A 23,957-nucleotide genomic window follows, 5' to 3' on the forward strand; every position below is an offset into this window, starting at 1 on the left:
TTTCTTGGCAAATATTGACATCACCAACACAATCGCGCAGAGTTGCTTTTTGATAACGCCCCGATGCATAACACTCTGAGAACCAATGAAATTACTTCACTTACAACTCTTCTGGTATGAAAAGCATCACACCCTTTTAGAAATGGAAGCGCTCCCTACGCTCACCCCAACCCAAGAGCAAGCGCTGGCAGAATGGGTTAAGTGTCGACGCAAAATATTAAGCTTTGAGGCTCACCAGCATACTTGGGTAAAAGTGAATGTAGACGGTTTTTCTTCCGCTTTGCATTTAAAGCCTAATGGCACGTTAGTCGAGCGAGATCTGTTTGGTGAAAAAACACTGCAAGGATTATGGAAAGTCATCGACGGTTTCTTATTTATCAAAGTGATCAGCGGTGAATTTATTGTCGAATATCAGATTGTTGGCAATAACGAACACAGTATTCACTGCGGTATTGAGTACATCAACGGCCGAGTCAGTACCTACAGCAAATTTATTCAAACCAAATAAGCTTTGTGACCCACGGGAAAAAATGAGATGTATGTTGAACAAGATATCAACAACCTTGTGAATCCATCGGCAAACTGTGGCACACTCGACATAAATGCAGACTCGGTTCATCACGGTTTATGGAAGAGTACTTAAAACGAATCAAGCAGCTTGAAGAGCAAGTTGAGCATCTCAAAAAAGAAAACAGCTCTCTTGAAGAAAAACTGAATGCAACGCTAGAAGGCACTGGTCTTTGTCTTTGGGAACAACACATTCCTAGCGGAACCCTTAAAATATTCAATAGAGAATGGGGTGATATGCTTGGCTATCAATCACACGAGCTAGACGCCACCGTCGACATTTGGAAAAGCAAGCTCCACCCCGATGATTATGACTTAGCCGTGGGCGCTTTTGAGGACCATTTGAATGGCAAGGCTGACACCTATCAGGTCATACACAGGATGATCCGCAAAGATGGAGGTCAAAGCTGGGTGTCGGATCGCGGCCGAATCGTTGAATATGATGAGAATGGAAAGCCGCTGCGCATGATGGGCACCCACACGGATATTACCAATGAAAAACATTATGAATTAGAACTCTCCAAACTCGCCGCGCAAGATCCATTAACCAACCTATTAAATCGAAAAGCGCTAGAAACTAAGTTTGACGAGATGAATGATCTTGTCGAACACCCTGCGGCACTAATTTTTATCGATTTGGATGACTTTAAAACCGTCAATGATCATCTTGGGCACCAAGCTGGGGATTTCGTGCTACTCCAAGTTTCTCAATGGCTTCAAGAAAATGCGCCTCAACCATCATCGATTGCTCGTTTGGGCGGCGATGAGTTTGTCCTATTGTGCATCAACCAAAGCACAGAAACGTTAAAGCAGTTTATCGACAGTTTGCTCACCAAAGCCTATTCACCACTAAAATTAAGCCATGGAGAAGTGCAAATTGGCTTTAGTATTGGTGTTTGCCAATTCACAACCTCAACGCATACTTTTGAAACCTTATATGAATTGGCCGACCAAGCAATGTATCAGGTGAAGAAAAATGGCAAAAATGGCGTTGAGTACATCAATCTTAGCCAATAGAAGGCAAAAACACTTCCCCTAACATACATCTCACCGAACCACCGCCAATATCCTCAATGGTCTTCACATTACACGGCAGTAACTTACCGTGACTGGCCAGCTGCGCACGCTGCGCCGGCGAAAAGGCATCAAACGCCGATTGTGACATAGCGATCACTTTATCCCCTGCCGCCGTTTCTAATTGTAAAATGTTGCCGCAGAAACAGTTCATCTGCTCAAGTGAAATTGAGATGATCTGTTTATCTTTGGCCAGTGATTTAACCACAAAACGGCGTTCAAACTCCGGGATCACTTCATCGCAAATCACGCAGAATGCTTCACCAACCGCCATCATCACATTGGTGTGATAAACCGGTTGGCCTGAAGGCAACGCCGTTTGAAAAGAGACCACGCGATCATAACCGATACGTTTGGCGTACTCCTCTAGCACTTCACGGTCGCAGCGCTGTGACAACGCCGAATAGATGGTTCGATTAAGGTGATCCATCACCATCACACCGGTGCTTTCAAGATAAGCCTGCTGGTCTTGATACGCGAGCAACGAATCTTGCGCCAATACCTTGCGGCCTGACAAAGTAAGGGCTTCAACCAACGCTTGTGGGCGCACTTCTTGCTGTCGATTTTTACAAGCCATCGGAAAGGTAAACAAGGTTCCCTCTGGCGTAGTGCTAAACCAGTTATTGGGAAAGACGGCATCTGGCGTTTCCACTTCAGATAATGGGTAATCAAACTCCACTACTTGTACGCCTTCGAGACGCAGCGTCTCAACCATGCTTTGATATTCGGCCATGGCTTGGATGCGAACTTGTTCGGTACTCAATGCAACTTGGTGTTGAAATTCATTATCTTGTGCCGTTTGAGCGTTAAATTTGAACTCTTTTGGCGGCACCATTACGACACAATTGGCATTTTGTACCGTATTCACGGCTGGCTGTGTGATCACTTGTTCCTGCAACATCATAGAAACTTTCCCTTCTACTCACTTTAGGCCAATTGTAAGCATAATGTTAAAACAACATTGACTGAATTTTGGGTTATTTCATCGAATAACTCCTATTAATTACTGAGAAAACTATTTTTAACATTAAAAATTACGGCAAAATCATCATCACATCTAAAAATATTCACCCTTATTCAAAAAATATTCACAGTAAAAACTCACTTAAAAGTAACGCAACTCGTTTATGGTTCTCTTATCGTCGATAACGATATTTAACTCGCTTCACTTTTTCACCCGATGGACGTTACTGACCATTCGAGCCGATGCTTGCTGCATTAACCACCGTATTAATCAGGCGCCGTTTTCTAGAGCCAAGCGCGAAAAGTAATCCGCCACTTATGTTGTGATTTCGTTATACTTCTGTTCGGCTTACTCCATCATTTGCTCCCCTTATAGGAGTTCAACGTTAGATTCTCGCGTTCTAGGCTTTTGGTCTCTCATACTTTAGCGAGAATTGGCATAAGGATTTTCGATGTATAAAAAATTTGAAAGCTTTACCCAAGCCTTTCCCAAAGAGGAACCCAAACAGCCTCCTGCGACCTTATGGGCATTTTGTCGTTACTACACGCGCGGCTTTGAAAAACCACTCATTTTAATGGCGTTAATCAGCACGTTAATTGCCGTTGTTGAAGTATCACTGTTCGGTTTTATGGGCCAGCTGGTGGATTGGCTCTCATCCAGTAACCCAGAGACTTTCCTAACTGAGAACCGAGACACCTTGATCGGTTTATCTGTTTTAGTACTCGTGATCATGCCACTTTTGATTGGCATCTATTCACTGTTGATCCACCAAACTATGCTCGGCAATTATCCCATGTCGATCCGTTGGTTAGCGCACCGTTATCTGCTCAAACAAAGCCTCTCTTTTTACCAAGATGACTTTGCGGGAAGAATTGCCACTAAAGTAATGCAAACGGCGTTATCCATCCGCGAAACCGTGATGAAGACCTTGGATGTGTTTGTCTATGTGTCAGTCTATTTCACTGCGATTGTGGTGATGTTGGCGCAAGCAGACTGGCGTTTAATGGTGCCGATGCTAGTCTGGCTCGCGGCCTACATTTGCATTCAACTTCACTTTGTACCACAGCTTAAAAAAGTGGCATCAGAACAAGCCGATGCTCGCTCAACCATGACGGGGCGCATTGTCGATAGCTACACCAATATTGCCACGGTCAAGTTGTTCTCACACACCCGCCGAGAAACCGACTATGCCGAACAAGGCATGGAGAGCTTTTTAGACACGGTTCACCGCCAAATGCGTTTAGTGACTGGTTTTAACCTGTGCGTTGAACTCGCCAACTATATTTTGGTGTTCGTGATTGCGGCGACTTCGATTTATCTATGGATGCAGAGTGCCATCAGTATTGGTGCAATCGCGATTGCGATCAGCCTTTCATTGCGCATTAATGGCATGTCGAAATGGATCATGTGGGAAGTCGGTGCACTCTTTGAAAACATGGGCACAGTCGTGGATGGCATGAAAACCCTCTCGAAACCGATCACCATTGAAGATAAACCCAACGCAAAACCGTTGCAGGTTGCACAAGGTGGCATCGAATTCGATGACGTGAGTTTCCACTATGGCGAGAATAAAGGCGTTATTAACCATTTAAACCTGACCATTAAACCGGGTGAAAAAGTGGGTTTAGTAGGGCGTTCTGGCGCTGGCAAATCGACTTTAGTTAATTTACTGCTTCGTTTTCATGATGTTGAAGGTGGTCAAATTCGCATCGATGGGCAAGCGATCAATGACGTCACCCAAGATTCATTACGCAGCAAAATTGGTATGGTGACGCAAGATACTTCACTGCTGCATCGCTCGATCCGCGATAACATTTTGTATGGCAACCCTGATGCGAGCGAAGAACAACTGCTGCAAGCCACCCGACAGGCACACGCGCATGAGTTTATCGAAACACTCACCGACCCATTTGGTAACCTAGGTTATGATGCGCAAGTGGGCGAGCGCGGCGTAAAACTGTCTGGCGGCCAGCGCCAGCGAATTGCGATTTCCCGCGTGCTGTTAAAAGATGCGCCACTATTAGTACTCGACGAAGCCACATCCGCACTCGACTCCGAAGTGGAAGCGGCAATTCAAGAGAGCTTAAATGAGCTGATGCAAGGCAAAACCGTGATTGCCATTGCTCACCGTTTATCAACCATTGCCGCAATGGACAGGTTGATCGTACTCGATAAAGGTAACGTCGTTGAACAAGGCACACACCAAGAGTTGATCGCTCAAAACGGCATTTATGCACACCTATGGGCGCACCAAACGGGTGGCTTTATCGGTTGCGACGACATTGAGATTGCTTAATGGTTTATCAACGGAGTTTGCGCTCCGTTGATGCTTCCACAATTGACTCTTTTTCCTTAGAATTCGCCCATTCCCTTTATTTAACTAGATTTGGATTATGAACAAGAGCTTACTCACTAATATCATTGCGCTAGCGCTCCTTTCTGCGGGCTATCAACTGGATAACACTATTGCGCTGTATGCGGGCTTATTTGCCTTTTCTGGCGCAATCACCAACTGGCTTGCGATTCACATGCTGTTTGAAAAAGTGCCAGGACTATATGGCTCGGGTGTGATACCTGCTCGCTTTGAAGAGTTCAAAACCGCAATCAAGAGCCTGATGATGGAGCAATTTTTCACCCAGTCCAATATTGACCGCTTCCTCAGTAAAGAGATGACGGGCAGTAAAACGTTGGATCTTGAGCCTGTGATTGCCAAAGTTGACTTCAACCCAACCTTTGATTCTTTGGTCGAAGTGATTGCAAACTCTCCATTTGGCGGCATGCTGGCGATGTTTGGTGGAACCGACGCGCTACAACCACTCAAGCAACCGTTTGTCGAAAAAATGCAGCAATCTATGATTGATATCAGCCAAAGCGATAGCGTTAAACAAGCGCTCAAAGAGCAGTTAGAAGCTCCTGAGATGATTGAAGAGATCACCGCTAACATCGAAAACATCATCGATCAACGTCTCAATGAACTCACGCCTAAATTGGTGAAAGAGATGGTACAGAAGATGATTAAACAGCACCTTGGCTGGTTGGTTGTTTGGGGTGGAGTATTCGGTGGTTTGATTGGTGTGGCTTCCTCTTTCTTTGCCTGATTGCCGTTACTTATGTGATAGTAAAATGTGATTACAAAAAAGCCAGCACGTTTAATGTGCTGGCTTTTTTATGATGACTCGTGACCCGTTAACAGAGATGAAGACGCGTTAATAGTGGTTTTAATTTAGGGTGATCTAAGGGGTACACTTTGGGTATCACAAGGTAAATCATGCTGACAAACAGCAAGGAGCCGTATAAATCAACCGGACGATGCATCCCTAACCATAAGCGGCTAAAGGCGACCCCACAGGCCCAAAGCAGTAGACCCGCCGCAAAAATATAGCGCTTTTGTTCAATAAACAAGCCACCAAAGAAAGCCAGACAAATAGCAGCGAAGATCGTATGGCCAGAAGGAAATGAATAGTCCTTTTCACCCTGCCAATGACGTAAGCGCCAGTCACTGACTTGGGTTGCGATGTCGGTCATCACACTTTCTTTTTGTAATTCACTCAATTTATAAAAATGCGCAGGGTTTGGAATAAGCAGTTGATGCGTCATCAATTCAGTGTACGGGCGCGGGCTCTCTGTCAGATGTTTTAAACCCGTTTTGGCAGCCATACCAATCACCAATAACAAGCCAATTTGAGTAATGCAGTTAAGCAGTTCAATGCGGGAAGTCGCTGTCCGTGTTGCCAAAAAAGCCAACAAAGCAAAGGTAAAGCCAAAACCTTGCCAACCAGCCGTGTCGGTTAAATAGGTAAAAAATGCACCGACGCCCTCGCTCACTGGTGTGGTCAAATCAATCGAAGACCCAACCAATGAGATGGGAACTAACAGCAACGAGAACAAGGCTAAGAGTACTAAGCCCGATTTTTTGATTTGGATTTGCTTTTTCACGCTCAATAGACACCGCTGGATTATTGAAGATCAACATAATAACGGACGACACGCAAAGAACGTATCAAGCAATTGTCAATTTGAGGGAAAATAATCGCCCAGACCTCACCCTTTTTACTTATTTTCCTGACACAAAGAATTCATACATAATGTGTAGGAAAGGCAAACCAGACCATGTTCTGCCTAACCGAAACAACGTCTTCTTTCGTGCAAGATAGGAGGCGCCAAGACCATGAATGGATGATGGCAACAGCGTTGACCAACAGCAGGAATGTTAAAAAGGGAGCCGCAGCTCCCTTCAGAGGAAAATGATCAGGGCTTATGCGCCAATCACCCCGCCGTCTTCACGAGTGATCATCATAATGGTCGAACGTGGCTTGGTGGTTCCACCGTATGGGAAATGCGATGGCGCTTCATCTTCCCCAGGGTGTTGAACGCCAACAAACATGGTTTTTTGATCCGGTGAAAAAGTTAACCCTGTTATTTCACAAGCAATCGGCCCAGTTAGGAAACGTTTCACTTCACCAGTAATTGGATCCCCGCACAACATTTGGTTGTTGCCTTGCCCGGCAAAATCCCCTTTGTTGGAATAGTTGCCATCGGTTTGAATCCACAAGCGACCCGCTTTGTCAAAGCCGATACCATCTGGGCTGTTGAACATGTTGTCTGCTGAGATATTGTCGCTGCCCGCATAGAGATCGCCTTTATGTACCGTTGGGTTGCCCGCAATCAAGTACAGATCCCATGCAAACACAGTGCTAGTGTGATCCTCATTGGCTGGCATCCAGCGCAGAATCTGGCCATAGTTATTCTTAGCGCGAGGGTTAGGACCACCAACAGGCTGCCCCTCTTTACCTCGGTTTTTATTGTTGGTCAGTGTACAGAACACGTGCTTATTATCAGGGTGAATCGCAACCCATTCAGGACGATCCATTGTCGTAGCACCCACTTGAGTCGCTGCGCGGCGAGCAAAAATCATCACTTCTGCTTGGTCCTTAAAGCCATTTTCTGGCGTTAAACCATTTTTACCAAAGGTCAGTTCAAGCCATTTTCCCGAGCCTTTCAGTTCTTTCTCATTCATATCAAACTTAGCGACAAAGAGGGTTCCTTCTTCTAATAAATTGCGATTCGCCGCATCGTTACCAGCTTGGTAGCGATTTTTTGAAACGAATTTGTATAGATGTTCACCGCGTTCATCATCCCCCAGATAGACCACAGCATGGCCATCTTTGTTGAGAGTAAGCGCCGCATTTTCATGTTTGAAACGGCCTAACGCCGTGCGTTTAAGTGGCGTCGATGTTGGATCGTTCGGATCAATTTCCACCACCCAACCAAAGCGGTTTGGCTCATTGGGGTTTTTCGCAACGTCAAAACGCTCATCATGTTGGTGCCACTGATAATCACTGGGTTTGGCTTCAATACCATAACGCTTATGATCAGCCGTTAACTTCACGCCATCTTGGTTACTACCAAAGAAATCATCAAAGTTCTCCTCACACGTTAAGTATGTCCCCCACGGCGTTTGACCATTCGCACAATTGTTAAAAGTTCCCAGTGGATTTAAGCCCTTAGGATCAGTGGCGGTTTTCATTAGCGTATGGCCTGCAGCTGGCCCTGTGAGCAACATTGGTGTGTTTGCCGTGATACGACGGTTACGCTTCCCTGCGCGGTCAACCGTCCACTGGCCATTTTTGTTCATCACTTCAACGACAGTAACGCCGACCGCAGCTTGCGCTTTACGCACATCATCTGCTGTCATCGATTTACCTTTGTGATCAAACAAGTATTCGTAGTTGGTGTATTCATTATTAATCGCAAGTACACCGCGATCATCCGAAATGGGGAAAAAGCTCATGCCATCAGTGTTATCACCAAATTGAAGCTCTTGTGCTCGTGAATCTTGTTTACCACTTTGGTCAAACTCAGGAGCATCAACAGAAATGGGGTCACCCCATGAAATCAACGGAGTCGCTTTATACCCTTTAGGAACAACGATGGCATCTGCCGTTGAGACAGGAATGGCTTCAAAATTGAGCAGTGAAGAGCTCGACTTTGCCGCCACAGCCTTAGCAACTGGATTTAAAGATAAAAACGCGCCTGCACTGACTGCCGCACTACCCGCCATAAAACGACGACGAGAGAGCCTCGCTTCGATCATTTCACTAAATTGAGACTCTTGCTCTTCACGCTTCCACATGTTTGCTCCTTGACTTTACTTGTCTTGTTATTGGATTTTGCAAGCAGCATAGCGGTCTATCGTGACAAATATGTTAAATTTAGATTGCTTAACGGTGACACTAAAACTAAGCAGCGTGGATCACATCCGGTGACAAAGCACATAGCTCATCTAAAATTTCTTTGGTCTGCTTAGAATAAATCAACTTCTCTTTCGCACCGATCAATTGGATGAGTTTTATCTTACCTGATAACACACATTGTCTTAGGCTTCTTAATACCATCTGGTTATCTAACGCATGATTCTCATCAACCCCTACTCCCGGAACTAAAGAGGCTAAATCAATCGTCACGATCAGTTGATCACAATGCTCTATGTAGTGACCTAATTGGCTTTTTAGTTGATTACGATGACGAAAACCACACTCATTCAGCGTTAACCAATCACAGCCTAAATCTTCTGCATACTCCCACACTTGGTTGGATTGATGCATTTCATCAATTCCAATACAAAATAGGCGCGTATTGTTATAGCGAGAGAGTGCAAAATGAAATGCAGAGCCAACTTGTAGGTCCAGCGTTTGTTTCAGCTCAAAATGATGTCCGATACTCACAATACCAACTTCGTCATTCTCAAAAGCCATCACTGGTAATGCATTGAGCAGCATTTCGTGACAATTCGCTAGTACGACGGGAACTGAGCTCAGTGCTAATTGATGACTCAAGGTGTCTTGAAAACGGGTGGCATTTTTATCTTTGACGACTATATGTCCCGCATCAGAGTAACAAGGCGTGGATTGACGCTGATAGAGCCAATCTGATGCAAATTCAAGGCTCTGCTGAGCAAATTCAAACTCTACTTGAGACATTGGCTTTATCTGTTCACAGAGTGTCATGAACGTGAATGGATAAGCGGGTTGGCTCTGTGTACGACTCATACGGTAGCGTTTGAATAAACTTAGCATTATGAATTACCTTTCTGGTGGCAACGCTCTTGCTGCCTGTAATACATGTAAAATGATCCGCTGCTTGTTGGTTTCAACACGATGGGCTGGAGCCATCACTGAAATTGCGCCGATCAACTTACTCCCTTTCATTACGGGGGCACTAATTCCGGAAACGCCAGGATCAATTTCTGACGTGCTCACGGCGTACCCATTACGACGTATTTTTTCCAACTCTGTCTGCCATTTTTCCATTTGGTGGTCTTCACCAAAATAACGAAGAATTTTTTCACAGCGCGGGGCGGGTAAATACGCCAACATCACTTTAGATGAGGCACCTCGAAGCAGGGGTTGACTTTGACCCTGGACGAAGCTGCATCGAAGTGCCTGCATACTTTCTTTTTGGCTAACGCACAAGGCTCGGTATCCCACCGGAACCATGTATGCCGCCATTTCGCCTGTCTGTTTCTGTAATCGACTTAACACCGCATCGACTGCATCTAAATTGTGTTGACTCGTTTCATAACTGCGCATTAAAAGTAGAGCCGCCGAACCGATGATCAACGTTTTGTCGTGTGGGCTCTCTTCGATCAAGTTCCACTCTTTCAAAATCTTCAGATGTCGGTACAAACTACTCAGCGGAACTTGCAATTGTTCGCTCAAGGTTTTCGCTGATACTGGCTCTTCATTCACCGCCACTTGCATCAATAATTGCAGTGACTTTTCATTAACTTGGCTGGCCGATAATTTCGTTTCGTTCATGTTTTCTTTTTAGCCTCATTTATTCCACGCCTCAACTATGATTCTTATATATCGAGAATTTAAGATTAATAACAGACTTGCTTTCTCACCAAGTGAGAAAACATAACAAGCTGATCAAAAAAAGGCTCCGCAGAGCCTTTTGAATAAGAAAGAAACAACCGTTACGCTAATTTAAATGTCGCCACTTTTGCACTCAGCTCTTCCGCTTGCTGCTTGAGTTCGTTGGATTGGCTCAAGCTATCTTCTGCACCAATGACCAGTTGCTCCGTCACATCCTTGATAGAAGTAACATTTTGTGTAATTTCACTAGTCACATGCGTTTGCTCTTCGGCTGCCGTCGCAATTTGTGTCGCCATATCACTGATCAAGGCAACCGCTGCTTTAATTTCTTCAAGCGCACCAGATGCTTTATCGGCATCTTCCACTGAGTTCTCAGCGAGCGTTGAGCTGCTTTGCATCAACGATACAGCACGTTTAGTCGTTTCTTGCAGGGTATCAATGGTTGATTTTATCTCTTCGGTAGAAGTATGGGTGCGCTGAGAAAGCACACGAACTTCGTCTGCTACCACGGCGAAACCTCGGCCTTGCTCACCCGCTCGCGCAGCTTCAATAGCCGCATTCAGCGCAAGTAAGTTGGTTTGCTCTGCAATGCCTTGAATGGTTGCCAGTACGGTCGAAATCTCTTGCGCGTGTTGGTTTAGTGCGGCAATCACGCCACTGGCCTCACTCACTGATTTTGCCAAGTTATTGATCGAGCCTTTGGTATGAATCACCAAAGCATGTCCATTGTTGGTGCTGGTTGCCGAGTCTTGCGCCGCTTTTGCCGTTTGCTCTGCGTGAGAGGCTATCTCTTGCGTTGCCGACGCCATTTCAGTGACCGCAGTAGCGACCATCACAATTTCTTGCTGCTGGTGACTAAGCTCTGATGCCGATTGATTAGCGCGATGCGCGCCATGTTCTGATTGCGCTTCCAATTGATGAGACTGGTGACGAATATGGCCAATAAGTTGTTGTAAGCTTTCCACAAAGGTATTGAAGTTTCTGGCCAATTCACCTACTTCATCGCTGTTCTCTACTTCAATACGTTGGGTTAAGTCACCACTACCGTTTGCAATTTGTGCCAACGCTTGAGAAACATTATTCAAAGGACGGAACAAAATATTACACAATAAGTTGAACAGCAGAGTACAGAGTATGACGACAACGGCAGTAACAATGAGCTGGCTGAAGGTAGCTTCAGATAAAGGTGCGATGAGCGAATCGTGATTGATGACCACAACAGTACTGAGATTCGTTCCGTTGATGCTTCGGGCGTAGAGAACATACTCCTCACCTCGAATATCCACCAATAAATCGCTGCTTTTCGCAATCGCTTGGCGGATATCAGCGAAATTTAAACCCAGATCAGAAACACTTTTATTGAGCAGCTTAGTATCACTATGGGTAAAAATATTGCCTTTATCGTTAGCAATAAACATATATCCCTCACCCGGCAAAATAACTTGCTTCATGCTGTTGAGGATGTCAGTAATTTCTACGTCGGCGCCTAAAACGACTTGTTGGCCATTTAAATTCAGTGCCTTACCTAATGAAACCACATTAGCGCCCGTTGCCGCAGCAACGGTTGGGTTATCCATAAACACTTTTGATGGGTTTGCTTTAGCGTTTGTATACCAGCCCCATTTGCGCGGATCATCGTTCCCCGGCGGCAAGATGACACCATTAGCGTTGTTTTGCGAACCGTCGGGGTAAGCAAGAAATACGTTGTCAAACGCTGCAGAATCTCGAACTTGTTTTAAATGTGTCACGATGGCTTGTTTCTCGGCATCTTGCGACAGCGAGGTTAAAGCACGCTCTTTCGACAGTAACCAGTCCGTCACATACTGATTATAAGAAGCGGTGGTACTTTGTAATCGTTGTTCAACATCAATATCTAATCGCTCCAGTGCAGCTCGATACGACAATGCTTCAACGAGTAATCCCCCAAGAATAATGGCAGCGCTGGCTGAAATCGCCAGTTTGTTTTTTAACGACATTTTTTTAAACATAGGTAGACCTATTTGTAATAGTAATTTAACTCAAACCGATAGAATTCTCGATCAATTGGACATTATAATTTCAAGCCTCAAAATAAAACTTGAAGCGGTCCACGTCTTTGTCATTGCTCACAAAGGACTACAAAATAGCATAGTGCATTTAACACATTTATATCATGTTAGTCAGAGAGTTGATTACTCATCACTTTGGAACTAACTTCTAATTTTGAGTGAATTTTTCTGGTCTAACCTTTTCTAGCCTCACCATAGTAACCGCAGGAAATAGGCGAAAAAAAAGAGAACAAACGCTCTCTTTTTGACCACAATTAACCAGAAACTTATCGGGTCAACAGTGACTTCAATGAAAGTTCATCAGTACTATAGAGCTTGTGGCTAATCCAGTAACTGGCGATACCAATCATGATATACACAAATAAATTACCCCAACCAGCACCTTCAAAAGCCGTGAACATGTTTGAAGAAGTCATTAACTGCAACGGCAAGTTAAAAATCGCGTGGTAAAACTCCCCTACAATGTCAGAATTCAGCATAACAATCGAGATCCATTTAAGCGCGAAACCGCCCACGAACATCACAAGGATCGGCGAATTAAATATCTGTGAAATAACTAAAGTAAAGCAGGCTAATGGCAGCATCGTCACAGCAATCACCCACATGATACTGAGGTAATTCAACCAGTGTTGAACGGCATATCCTAGAGAACGTTGTTCAAATAGTAGGGCTAAACGGTTTTCTGTCGCTAAGTTAAGCCCCCACAGCAGAACGTCCGCACAAATGACTAACACGGAACAGACCACAGGGATTACAAATAAGCCAAACCCCAGTTTCACTATGTGGGTCATATTGTTCGTCACTGGCATGCTGCGCCAGAACATAGAGCTTCCCTCTTTACGCTCCTTGCGGAATGTTCTGGGGAAATAGAGTGAACTGAGCATTAGCGAAATAAAACCAACAAGCATGATGATAAAGGTGTTGAAATCATCCACAAATTCGATATGGACATCACTGATGTCGCCACCAAATTCCATCTCAAAAAACAGGTTGTGTTGCAGTGTATTGTTCATTAACAAACTGATGAACAATAGGGTTCCGCATACCAATAGAAACAAAGGAATACGCGTAACATTTTTGTTTTCAATCAGCTCTTTTTCAAGCATATAAATACTGGGGTGCATTATGCGTTCTCCTTCTGCAAGGCAAGAAATAGTTCAGCAAGTTTTACACTGTAAATAGAACCAAGCCCTTCAACGGCTTGACGGTGTTCTGAAGTCAACAACCACTTTGTTGTTCCCAAGCTTGGCTGAGATGCCAAAGGACGATAGGTTTGGATAACGTCTTGATGTGCGTTACTGGCCTCTAGAACAAAATACCCTTGTGTAATCGCCTCCATTGAGTCTTGCAGCACGACCTTACCTTGCTTCAAGATCAGCACATCCGTTAGCAAATGTTCAATTTCCGATACTTCATGACTAGCAATAATCAAGGCACGCTCACCATCATGAAACCATTCGAGTAAGTGACGATAGAAGGTATCACGGTAGATTAGGTCCAAACCAAGAGTTGGCTCATCCAAAATCAGCACTTTAGTATCGGTGGCAATCACAATGGCTAAATGCAGTTGTACTTTCATCCCTTTTGATAAGGTACGAATTTTACTTGATAAACGAATGTTGGTTTGTGCAAGGACTTGCGTGGCCTTGTCTAACGAGAAACTGGGATGCACGCCTGACGTATAACGCAAAATTTGTTTAACCGTCATCCAATCTGGCAACACATTGACGTCTGAAATGTAGGAAAGATGCGCCATCACTTGCGCATGTTCCGTGATCGGATTTAAGCCTTGGATCAAAATGTCACCTTGATAATGGTGAGCACCGAGCAACGACTTAATTAAAGTCGACTTGCCCGCACCATTATGTCCGAGCAAACCGAGCACCTGTCCTGCGTAGAGCCTAAAGCTCACATTCTGCAGAGCTTCCGACTCGGCATGCTTTGCGTACTGTTTAGATACACCGTTGACTTCGACTAAAGGATTCATTGGTCACCTTCAATATGCTGTTGTAGCTGGTTGATAAAATCCTCAAGCGGCATCGCCAATAGCTTGAGTGTTTGTGCAATTTCTGGGATCTGTTGCTCTAAAAAGTGCTGCTTTTGTTTCGCCTGTAATTGCGCTAGCGCTCCTTTCGCGACATACATACCTTGACCTCGTCTTTTTTCAACAATGCCTTCGTCAACAAGCAGTTGATAGCCTTTCATGACAGTTAAGTGATTGATTTTCATATCTGCCGAAACGGTTCTTACCGAAGGCAACGCACTATCTTCTAGCCAAATACCTTGTAGGATCTGCTCGGTAATTTTGTCGGCTAGCTGACGGAATATGGGTTGGTTATCTTGCCAATCTGTCACAATTTCATACCGATATAGTGTTATACACATATATAACACTAAAGCAAAAATATTGAATTGCAAGTCATGAATGAAAAAACATAGAAAAACGCACAAAAAAGCCTCGTGTTAGAACGAGGCTTGAAGTCATTGTTTGCAATAAAAAGTTTATTAAAACCCGTTAGCTTATTGAGGTAGCTGGTTTATTAAAGCAATCAGCTTGTTGGGCAACTCGCAGGACCAATCTCTTTCCATACTCCCCACACACCAGTAGTCGATGGGTTTTCGCCAGTTGTCCACCACTTGGCTTCCCATACTTTACCAGCCCAAGAAACTTGTTGACCGCCAGTATAAACCGCTGATTTATCCCACAAGTTACTGCAAGTGTCACCACCACCAGAATCTTTCTTCGCCACGATAACCGATGCACTTGCAGAGGCCGCCGCTTTACCATCACTGACAGTGACAGTGAAGCTTAGCGTGGTGTCTTGGGTATACTCAGGAGCAACAAACGAAACACTCGCACCTTGAATGGTTGCATTTAGGCCTGCAGGTACATCCCATACGAAAGTTAAGGTGTCTTGATCGACGTCACTTGAAGCGGAAGCGTCCACCACCACAACCTCACCAGCACTGGCATTGCTTGGCGCAGTAATCACCGCCACTGGTGGCGTGTTCACAGGCTCAGTTACTTTAGGTTTGACCGTTACAGTCACAACATCAGAAGCCGTTGCGCCTTTGTTATCTGTGACCGTCAACTTGAACGTCAGCGTTTGTACTTGTACCACTTCGGCCGCGTCAAAACTGGCTCGTGCAGAATTAGCGTTTACTAAGCTCACTGCTGTGCCCGCCGTTTGCTGCCACACGTAACTGACAATAGTGCCATCACTGTCTTTTGATGCACCGCCATCAAGAACAACACTCACCGGACCAACCACCGATTGATCAACACCTGCATTTGCAGTGGGCACGCGGTTCGCGGGGGGTGTAGTACCTCCTCCTGCTAAGCTTTCATGCATCGCATTTAGGATGTCACCATTATCAGCGTCAATCTCCCAAGAGAACAACCCGGCCAAACCAAGGTTTCGAGCATAGGCGCCTTTGGCTTTGATTGAACGGTTATCGTCAAAAGTAACCAGTTGGCCCGTTGTACGATTCCAAACCCAAGGTGCTTCAGCTTGTGCATCGTATCCATATTCAAAGCCATTAATACCGGTATTATTAGCCCCTAACATGAATGATTTAATGCCTTTATAGTCAATCACACCCGCTTCCCACACGCCTTGCGCGGAAGTGCCTTTCAATTTTCCGTTACCTACCCCTGTCATCGGGTCGGTTGGATCACTTAATGAAGCCGGCATCACCCCTTCCCAACCACGGCCATACATAGCCGCACCTAAGACTAACTTATTAGCAGGGACACCCTGTGCTAGCAGTAACTGGATACCGTTATCCGCCGTATAAGCTGGGCCTTTATAAGGTTCGCCATTTTCATCTACTCCTTTCCCATCACACTGACCAGGGCGCATGAATGATCCGCAGTAAAGCGCGGTTTGGTGGCCTAATACGTTATTCCAACCGCCATAAAAGTCATAAGTCATGGCAAAGATGTAATCCATATATTGAATGGCTTCGCCATAATTAACATCTTCAATCTTGTCATGACCAACACCAATTGCTGACGTGAGCTCATAAGTACGACCAGTTTCCGATTGCAATTCATCAAGCATGGCACGCAGTTCACGCATTAACGCAATGTACGCAGGGCCATCATTGACTGGGTCACCGCGATCCGCTGCTTGACCACCTCCTCCAGGAAATTCCCAGTCGATATCCACGCCGTCGTAGAATTTCCACGTGGTTAGGAATTTTTTCACCGAGGCGACAAAAGTATCGCGGTTGGCTTTGGTGGTAAAATCAAAAAATGGGTCAGAGAGTGTCCAACCACCGATAGAAGGGATAATTTTCAGATCTGGATTGCGCTGTTTGAGCGCCATCAACATGGCATAGTTGCCCTTGATCGGAGAGCTGTATTGGTGACCCGCTTGCGGAAAACTCTTTTGATACGCCGCCCAAGGGTCATGGATCACCACTTCGTAATCATTCACCCCATTACATGCAGTCATCAACGCGTTGTAGCTGTTTCCACCAACGGATTTCAATGATTCGTTAGGGCCACAAATTGGAATGAAGCCGTATAGAATATGCGTCAGATTATCAGCCGGGATGTTATCTACCGTATATTTTCGGTCATAGATGCCCCACTCAACAAAGTAGGTTCCAACCACCGTATCTTTATCGGTCGTGTAAGTCTTGTTATTGGGATCAATATTCATCACCAAAGGTTTGAGATGTGAGCCATCGGTATCGGCAATTGTTATCTCAACGGGTGCACTTTTGCTGCAACCTGTCGCGTCGCAAGCTTCGATTGTCATTTGGTAAACACCACCTTGTGCATAACTGAAGTTTGCGGTGGTTTGGCTGCCAGTGATTGGGCCTGTCGCGACCTGTGCGCCATCAAAATAGATTTTATACGTGTTGCCTGTTGTACCACTCCATTGGTTAAACTTAACGGCAATCGGCGCTTGATCATAATATTTGACCATTTGGTTATAACCAGCCGTGCTTTCCATGGCTAATTCAACTTTAGAAAACTGTAGATTATTCGACCCATAGACATCGACGCTAGGGGTTGCTGGTGCTGCCATTGCCGTGCCCGAAAGAGCCATTGCAATACTTGCGGCGCACAAAGTAATACGATTCATACCTATATCTCTCATTTCTGAATGTTTCACTTACATTTAAGCAAGCTGCTCTTCTGATAAGGCATTGAAGAACATCCATTTCAGTATTTACAAGACTTATTTTTTTTAGCAAAAAAATAAAAACGCTTTTCGAGTCATCGTTAAAATTTTGTTATGGGGATTCACCGTGTTACATCTTAAAAGCAATTCTGAGTCAGGAATTCAGAATTTTGACAAAGCAAAGCAGGTAAGTTTAATTTTTTACGCTAATTAAGGCCTTTGAAGAAGACTGAATGGCATAATTTAAAATTAAGAGAATGACATTATCACGTGACTAACGATCTGATAATATTGACGAATGCATGACGCATGCCTCGCACTAAAGATGTTACATTTCAATGAAAATTAGTCACTTATGCCGTTGAGAACTTGCTTTTACAACCAACTATCGGCAACCTCTACTCTATTGCTTGCAAGGATAAAATAATGAACCTAATTAAACCGGCTTTATGTACATTAACCATGATCTTTAGTGCCTCTGTATTGGCTAATATCACTCTTGAAATTCCAGACACCATTAACTTATTAGCGGTGAATGGTCAGAAGCCCGAAACTTCTGGCAGCCTATTTTCCTCAGCGAAAAGCCTTGAGCTGGCCGATGGTGAACAACAAATCGTCTTCAAATACGCGCCTTATTTTACGCAAGGGAATGACCGCGTGATTATCGAAAGCGATGCAGTCATTGCCACATTCACCGCAAAGGATGCAAAACTGAATTTTGCCATGCCTGAATACCGTGATGCACATCGAGCAGAGAAAGAGATTAAAACAATGCAATGGTCACTGATTGACCAAGCAGGCCAAACACTAGAGATAAAGCAAGATCGCCTTCTTAAAGAAGGATATCAAGTAGGCCGTGACTATATCCGTGAAGCAAATGACTATAATCGCGCAGGGGGTATTGCGGCTATTGGAATGACAGATGTTGCTATGCTGCAAAATGAACTAGCTCAGTCAGGAAATGTACAAAACGCCGCCGAAGAAATGCTGCATTTTTGGTACAACAAGGCTGATGAGAAAACGAAAGCACGCTTTAAAGAATTCGTTAACCAACAGTAATAACATCTCAATATGAGCTCTCTGAATTGAGAGCTCATTAGTATTGAAGTAGTTTGTGCTTAGCTTACCAGAACAGCATCGCAATCATGGTCAACAAGCCAATACAAGCAATATTTAACATCATACCCACTCGCATCATCTCACTTTGCTTAATGTGTCCAGAGGCAAACACTATCGCATTGGGTGGCGTTGCAACGGGCAACATAAATGCACAAGAAGCCGCAATAGCAATCAATACAGATAGAATCACGGGTGAGATACCAAAGGCTTCAGCAACACTGGCAAACACCGGAATAAGCAGCGCTGCACTGGCTGTATTACTCGCGAATTCCGTTAGGAACACCACGAACACAGCAATCACGAATACAATAAAGAACAGACCTAAATGAGAGATCAGGGCACTTAGTTCATTGGCTAGGAAAACGCTGGTTCCCGTTTGCTTAAGTACGTTGCTCAAGCAAATGCCGCCACCAAACAGCAGTAATACCCCCCAATCTGCCGTTTTTTCTACATCTTTCCAGTGCACCACTCGGGCAAAATTGACCAAAACAATCGCACCCAGCGCAACCAGAGTATCAAAGCTCGCAAAACCACCCAGCATGGCATTGACTGGTTTGCTAAATATCCAACAAAAAACCGTTAATGCGAAAATACCAAGCGTGACGACTTTACCTTTATCCCAAGTAACAGGTTCATAATTGAGCTCGAACTCTCCATTAAGATCCGGTTTTAATGCGAAATATAAAATAGTAATCGCAATGGGCAGCATAATCGCCGCCGTTGGAGCACCAAATTTCATCCAATCTGTAAATGAAAGACCAACCTCAGCCGCGGCAATCGCGTTAGGAGGGCTTCCTACGATGGTTGCGATACCACCAATGCTGGCGCTGTAAGCAATACCTAACAGCACAAAAACATAGGTCGAATGACCACGGTCTTTATCCACTTTGCTGAGCACTCCAAGCACAAGCGGTAGCATCATCGCAGCGGTGGCGGTGTTACTGATCCACATTGAAAGCGCGGCAGTCACACCAAACAACATGAATACCGCAACGCTCATTTTCCCGCGCGCCATGATAAGAACTTTATCGGCAATAACTTTATCCAGCCCCTGCCGATGCATAGCAGCAGCCAATGCGAATCCACCTAAAAATAGGAAGATAATCGAGTTAGCAAAGTTATTGAGCGCCGTTTGGGTGTTGAAAACACCAAAAACGATGGCCATGATAGGCACAAGAATGGCAGTGACCGTGACATGTAAAGCTTCCGTTAACCACAGCACAGCAATAAATGCCAGCATACTAATGCCCAAAGCGACATTAGAATCAACAGGTAAGGCATTGTACAAGATAAAAAACAGGACAATATCGGCTAGGATGATAAGGCTGTTGCGGTTAAAAAACCATTCTCGGGTGTTGGAGGGTAAAGGGACACTATCGTTTCTATTCATTATTATTTTTCCTTATGAGGGCCTACTGGCAACAATATGATCACACATATTCAAACAAGGAGATAATAATTATTGCGAAATTGTTAACCTTATCAAGACTATGGTTAACAATTTAACACTTTGAAATAAATGAAAAACTATTGGTTAAATTACACCCATCCAATTACGGCTTCAAATAAGCTTAAAACGAACACCTTAGCATGGTATTCCTGCCAACAAATCAAATCCGTACTTAACTTGTTCACCTTTCATCACACGTCCATGTCCTTGGTTTTGGGTGGTAATAAGTGACACTTTCTCAATTTCTTCTGCCGCTCGCTTTGAAACAGAATATTTGGTGAACTTGTCATTCTCATCGTGAACAATGACGCTGCGAGATTGACGCTGAGCAAGCTTATGGTAAGGATCGATAGATTGAATGGGATAACGATATTGATCGGCAACTTCCGCAACAACGGCCTCAAATAAGCGCATCGAATAGCCAGACCTTGCCACACTGCTGAATAAGTTATCCAAATAATCCAGCACGGGCGCAACCAATAGCATGGGACAATGCTCAATTTTATGATGTCGGCACTCTAATGCGGCGGCCGTCCCCATACTGTGTCCAACGATACCAGCAACATTGTCAATACTATCGAGTATCGCTTCCAACCCTCCAACAAACGCAGGAATGTGACCATACACGCCCTCGCTTTGACCATGTGCTGGGTGATCATAAGCTAATGCCGTATAACCACGTGCCGCAATATGCTCCATCAGTGGATAAAACTGACTTGCCGTGCCAGACCAACCATGAGTCAATAACCAAATGGGACCACTTCCGAGTTGATAAGTAGTCAGAGCCCCTTCAACGCACATTACACGGCCAGTTTTCAGGCCAATTGGCGGCAGGTTTTGAGGCTTACTTCTTGCCGGAGTCAACAATACATTTCGTGCAACTTTTTTGGCGTGTGACGGTGCGAGCGTGTGATGAAGACGAGTGCTCATATTGACCAATGTACGTTTCACACTGAATGTGTTTGAGGTGCTGAAATAGATTTTTTCACTCACTGAGTTGCCCTTCCTCTCGATAAAATAGAACGTTCGTACTATTTCTAATTAAAAAATTTTATTTTGTTAAGTATTTGATTTTGTTAAATAAAAGTGCATCTGCTCTGTTGCAGGCTCGTTCTTCTCGCTGTGAAAAGCGAGAATTAGCTAACATTGCTGCTTCACTATATTTCGCCATCGAGACATTAAATCGTCCACGCCTTTCCAAAAATGTTGATAACTTTCCATTTGGCCGTAGATCGAGTAGAACAGATGAGCACTTAAATAGAGTCCATACAATTCATAAGCAGCCTGCTTTACATCCAATTTCGGATGAAACTGTGCGCTGTCAACCCCTTTTTGAATTTGAATTTGCAAGTAATGAATCCAAGTCGCGATGGTTTTTTTAAGTACTTTTTGAATTGCACAATCACAAGTTGCGGCATCTTTCCACGCATCTAAAAACATACAACTGCCTTGGAATGAATGATTCCAACCTAACCAGTGCTCTAACAGCACTCGCAATTTAGCTTCGATATTCTCGTCGCCAATCAGGCGAGCCGGCGTAATCACACGCTCAGTAAACACAGAATGGGCATGCTCTAATACTGCAATTTGCAAATTTTCTTTAGCATTAAAATGCGCAAACAAACCACTTTTTGATAAACCGCACTGTTTTGCCAACTCACCGATAGTGAGACTTTCCAAACCGTTTTCACTGGCTAATTCGAACGCTTTGTTCAGCACATTTTCTCTTGTAATTCTACCTTTTCTCATATTATGCCGACTCTCAATTCATACCATGCTATTTTTAGCACGTTCGTTCTTTTTTGCAAATTTGATTTTGCAAAATGAGGAACTGTGGAAGAATAGCAACGCTATGAGCAACTTCAATGGATTGATATGACAACGATTATCGAACAACTTTTGTTTTCGGCCTCAATTACAGGGCCTATCTGTTTGATGTTAGTACTGGGCGTTGTACTAAAGCGAACGGGGGTTATCAACGATAATTTCATCGATGTCGCGTCACGCATCGTATTCCAAGTCACCTTACCAGCCATGCTATTTCTTAGCATCGTCAAATCACAGCACGATTTTTCTTCCAGTGCAGCACTGATTGGCTATGGACTACTCGCTAATTTCCTATTTTTTCTTTTCACGACTTTTTTCACCAAAAAAGCGTTCCCACAACATCTGGATCACGGCGTGATCATCCAAGGCGGGTTTCGTGCGAATACCGCTATTATCGCTTTGGCTTATGTCGCAAATACTTATGGCGAACCTGGGTTAGCATTAGCGGCGATGTACGTTGCCGCAACCACTATCCTTTATAATATTCAAGCGGTGATAACACTCACGCCAAAAGGGGAGAGTTCAGGGCTCAAAGCCGCTGGAGTGATTGCCAAAACACTCACCAAAAACCCACTGATTATTGGTATTCTGCTCGGTGTTTTATGCTATTCCTTATCCCTTCCAATCCCGAAAATGGTTACTGATGCTGGCCAATATTTTGCCAATATGACACTACCATTAGCACTACTGTGTACTGGCGGCTCACTCAATATAGGTTCACTCAGAAGCGACAAAGCACCGGCTTGGTTTGCCACTGCCCATAAGCTGATTCTCGCCCCGATATTGATCACATCGGGTGCGTTACTTTTTGGCTTTCGCGGGTTAGATCTCGGGCTAGTCTTTTTGATGAGTGCATCCCCTACCGCTGCGGCCAGTTATGTTATGGCAAGAGCGATGGGAGGAAATGCAACCTTAGCGGCCAACATCATTGCATTGACGACCGTATTTTCACTGTTTACTTGTACACTAGGCATCTTCCTGCTCGCGTCTCTGAACTTAATTTAACCGCCTTTTAATTCACTGCGGAAGGGTAAGAAGGAAGGGCCATTCAAAAAAAGCGAATCATTCCATCATGGAGACATCACTTTCTTTCAGTCCATGATTAAATAGCGTCAACAGTTGCTCACTTCGTTCACCCATTTTAGGGAACAATAGATAGTTATTATTGATGAGAAAAGGTTTGGGATGGTGCGTGATCATTTCTCGCCATTGCGGTAAGTATTTATCCAGAGTGTAATAACCGATATGAATTTCTTCTGGCATGAGATCAATCCTCTTTTTCACCAGCCGTTCGAAGTTCTGTTTTGGATCATTGACTCGAGACATTTTTATTTGCTGCGTCTCTAACAATCTGTCTAACTCGGCACCATAGCTGTAGGCAATGCCACCTCCTAAATGTAACCCCTTAAGATCATAGAGACTTTCCCAGTGAAAGTCGGTTTCTTTATGGTGAAAAAACACGAAGCGTTCATCGCTCACCGCTTCACTATAATAAAAATCTACCGTTCGCTCTTGGTTAAACATCCAAATAGCAGTTGCATCATAACGTCCAGCTTTGGCTTCGGCGTATGCTCTCGCCCATGGGAAAAAATGAAACTCAACTTCGTAGCCAGCATCCTTAAATACTTTACGGATGATCTCAGCAACAAAACCATTATTTTCAAGGTGTTGACCAATAAACGGCGGCCATTCACCAGCACTAATACGAATAATATGACTATTGTGTATTGAGGATGGCGCTGCCCATGCGGGAATAGAAATCCATGATAGGATGAGACAGAGCCAAACCTCATACCATCTTAAAGATTTCATTGCCGTACCTGAACATTGAGCAAACTTTTAAGAAACATAACAAAAACTAATAAAACAAAACGTATACATAATATATTTATG

The 23,957-nt window shown here is 44.3% G+C and carries 20 protein-coding genes; 6 read left to right on the forward strand and 14 right to left on the reverse strand.

All coding sequences use genetic code 11. The annotated features are described in order from the left end of the window. Positions 1-85: 85 nt before the first annotated feature. Positions 86-508, forward strand: a complete 423-nt coding sequence (locus AACT18_RS15700) for a hypothetical protein (RefSeq protein WP_010316849.1) — start codon at positions 86-88, stop codon at positions 506-508. Positions 509-627: 119 nt separating this feature from the next. Further along, on the forward strand, positions 628-1,584 hold the full coding sequence (locus AACT18_RS15705; RefSeq protein ID WP_026028163.1) for a diguanylate cyclase domain-containing protein: 957 nt from the start codon (positions 628-630) through the stop codon (positions 1,582-1,584). Here the strand turns inward: AACT18_RS15705 and AACT18_RS15710 are convergent. Continuing rightward, complete coding sequence (locus tag AACT18_RS15710; RefSeq protein ID WP_017045022.1) at positions 1,574-2,545, reverse strand: arginine deiminase-related protein; 972 nt, start codon at positions 2,543-2,545, stop codon at positions 1,574-1,576. The two genes, AACT18_RS15705 and AACT18_RS15710, sit on opposite strands and share 11 nt — an antisense overlap. Positions 2,546-3,056: 511 nt before the next feature. Between AACT18_RS15710 and AACT18_RS15715 the strand changes: the two genes are divergently transcribed. Both AACT18_RS15715 and AACT18_RS15720 read left to right on the forward strand, forming a co-directional pair. Next, positions 3,057-4,901 (forward strand): ABC transporter ATP-binding protein, encoded by a 1,845-nt coding sequence (locus AACT18_RS15715; RefSeq protein ID WP_094124890.1) that lies wholly within the window; start codon positions 3,057-3,059, stop codon positions 4,899-4,901. Positions 4,902-4,998: 97 nt separating this feature from the next. Next, complete coding sequence (locus AACT18_RS15720) at positions 4,999-5,703, forward strand: DUF445 domain-containing protein (protein WP_094124889.1); 705 nt, start codon at positions 4,999-5,001, stop codon at positions 5,701-5,703. An 88-nt stretch (positions 5,704-5,791) separates the two neighbouring features. Here AACT18_RS15720 and AACT18_RS15725 read toward each other — a convergent pair whose 3' ends face one another. The 9 genes from AACT18_RS15725 to AACT18_RS15765 all read right to left on the reverse strand — a co-directional run bounded on the left by AACT18_RS15725 (position 5,792) and on the right by AACT18_RS15765 (position 17,629). Then, positions 5,792-6,547: a phosphatase PAP2 family protein gene (locus AACT18_RS15725; RefSeq protein ID WP_094124888.1), complete on the reverse strand. Its 756-nt coding sequence runs from the start codon at positions 6,545-6,547 to the stop codon at positions 5,792-5,794. Between the two features lie 313 nt (positions 6,548-6,860). Continuing rightward, entirely contained in the window at positions 6,861-8,738 is a 1,878-nt protein-coding gene (locus AACT18_RS15730; RefSeq protein WP_013868327.1) for a PhoX family protein, read from the reverse strand. A 106-nt stretch (positions 8,739-8,844) separates the two neighbouring features. Continuing rightward, positions 8,845-9,681 (reverse strand): arginase family protein, encoded by an 837-nt coding sequence (locus tag AACT18_RS15735; RefSeq protein WP_094124887.1) that lies wholly within the window; start codon positions 9,679-9,681, stop codon positions 8,845-8,847. Between the two features lie 6 nt (positions 9,682-9,687). After that, on the reverse strand, positions 9,688-10,422 hold the full coding sequence (locus tag AACT18_RS15740; RefSeq protein ID WP_010316838.1) for an IclR family transcriptional regulator: 735 nt from the start codon (positions 10,420-10,422) through the stop codon (positions 9,688-9,690). 161 nt (positions 10,423-10,583) lie between these two features. Continuing rightward, positions 10,584-12,470: a methyl-accepting chemotaxis protein gene (locus AACT18_RS15745; RefSeq protein ID WP_094124805.1), complete on the reverse strand. Its 1,887-nt coding sequence runs from the start codon at positions 12,468-12,470 to the stop codon at positions 10,584-10,586. Positions 12,471-12,796: 326 nt separating this feature from the next. Continuing rightward, on the reverse strand, positions 12,797-13,654 hold the full coding sequence (locus AACT18_RS15750) for a hypothetical protein (protein WP_017045015.1): 858 nt from the start codon (positions 13,652-13,654) through the stop codon (positions 12,797-12,799). Continuing rightward, positions 13,654-14,517, reverse strand: a complete 864-nt coding sequence (locus tag AACT18_RS15755) for an ABC transporter ATP-binding protein (RefSeq protein ID WP_094124966.1) — start codon at positions 14,515-14,517, stop codon at positions 13,654-13,656. The genes AACT18_RS15750 and AACT18_RS15755 overlap by 1 nt, the downstream gene beginning before the upstream one ends. Further along, positions 14,514-14,885: a GntR family transcriptional regulator gene (locus tag AACT18_RS15760; protein WP_026028428.1), complete on the reverse strand. Its 372-nt coding sequence runs from the start codon at positions 14,883-14,885 to the stop codon at positions 14,514-14,516. The genes AACT18_RS15755 and AACT18_RS15760 overlap by 4 nt, the downstream gene beginning before the upstream one ends. A 194-nt stretch (positions 14,886-15,079) precedes the next feature. Beyond that, on the reverse strand, positions 15,080-17,629 hold the full coding sequence (locus AACT18_RS15765) for a glycosyl hydrolase family 18 protein (protein WP_094124968.1): 2,550 nt from the start codon (positions 17,627-17,629) through the stop codon (positions 15,080-15,082). 474 nt (positions 17,630-18,103) lie between these two features. Here AACT18_RS15765 and AACT18_RS15770 point away from each other — a divergent pair, with 474 nt between their 5' ends. Beyond that, positions 18,104-18,727, forward strand: a complete 624-nt coding sequence (locus AACT18_RS15770) for a DUF2057 family protein (protein ID WP_026027524.1) — start codon at positions 18,104-18,106, stop codon at positions 18,725-18,727. A gap of 64 nt (positions 18,728-18,791) precedes the next feature. Here AACT18_RS15770 and AACT18_RS15775 read toward each other — a convergent pair whose 3' ends face one another. The 3 genes from AACT18_RS15775 to AACT18_RS15785 all read right to left on the reverse strand — a co-directional run bounded on the left by AACT18_RS15775 (position 18,792) and on the right by AACT18_RS15785 (position 21,986). Continuing rightward, complete coding sequence (locus tag AACT18_RS15775; protein WP_017048120.1) at positions 18,792-20,177, reverse strand: SLC13 family permease; 1,386 nt, start codon at positions 20,175-20,177, stop codon at positions 18,792-18,794. A 195-nt stretch (positions 20,178-20,372) separates the two neighbouring features. Next, the gene (locus AACT18_RS15780) at positions 20,373-21,230 is read right to left on the reverse strand and encodes an alpha/beta fold hydrolase (RefSeq protein ID WP_013868316.1); all 858 of its coding nucleotides are present in this window, start codon (positions 21,228-21,230) and stop codon (positions 20,373-20,375) included. A 147-nt stretch (positions 21,231-21,377) separates the two neighbouring features. Next, positions 21,378-21,986: a TetR/AcrR family transcriptional regulator gene (locus tag AACT18_RS15785; RefSeq protein WP_094125432.1), complete on the reverse strand. Its 609-nt coding sequence runs from the start codon at positions 21,984-21,986 to the stop codon at positions 21,378-21,380. Between the two features lie 126 nt (positions 21,987-22,112). Here AACT18_RS15785 and AACT18_RS15790 point away from each other — a divergent pair, with 126 nt between their 5' ends. Next, complete coding sequence (locus AACT18_RS15790; RefSeq protein WP_013868314.1) at positions 22,113-23,069, forward strand: AEC family transporter; 957 nt, start codon at positions 22,113-22,115, stop codon at positions 23,067-23,069. 57 nt (positions 23,070-23,126) lie between these two features. Here the strand turns inward: AACT18_RS15790 and AACT18_RS15795 are convergent, their stop codons facing one another. Next, on the reverse strand, positions 23,127-23,876 hold the full coding sequence (locus AACT18_RS15795; protein WP_094125433.1) for a substrate-binding periplasmic protein: 750 nt from the start codon (positions 23,874-23,876) through the stop codon (positions 23,127-23,129). Positions 23,877-23,957 lie beyond the last annotated feature (81 nt).

Origin of the sequence: Vibrio sp. V04_P4A5T148, assembly GCF_963875605.1 — a bacterium.
Classification (GTDB): domain Bacteria; phylum Pseudomonadota; class Gammaproteobacteria; order Enterobacterales; family Vibrionaceae; genus Vibrio; species Vibrio anguillarum.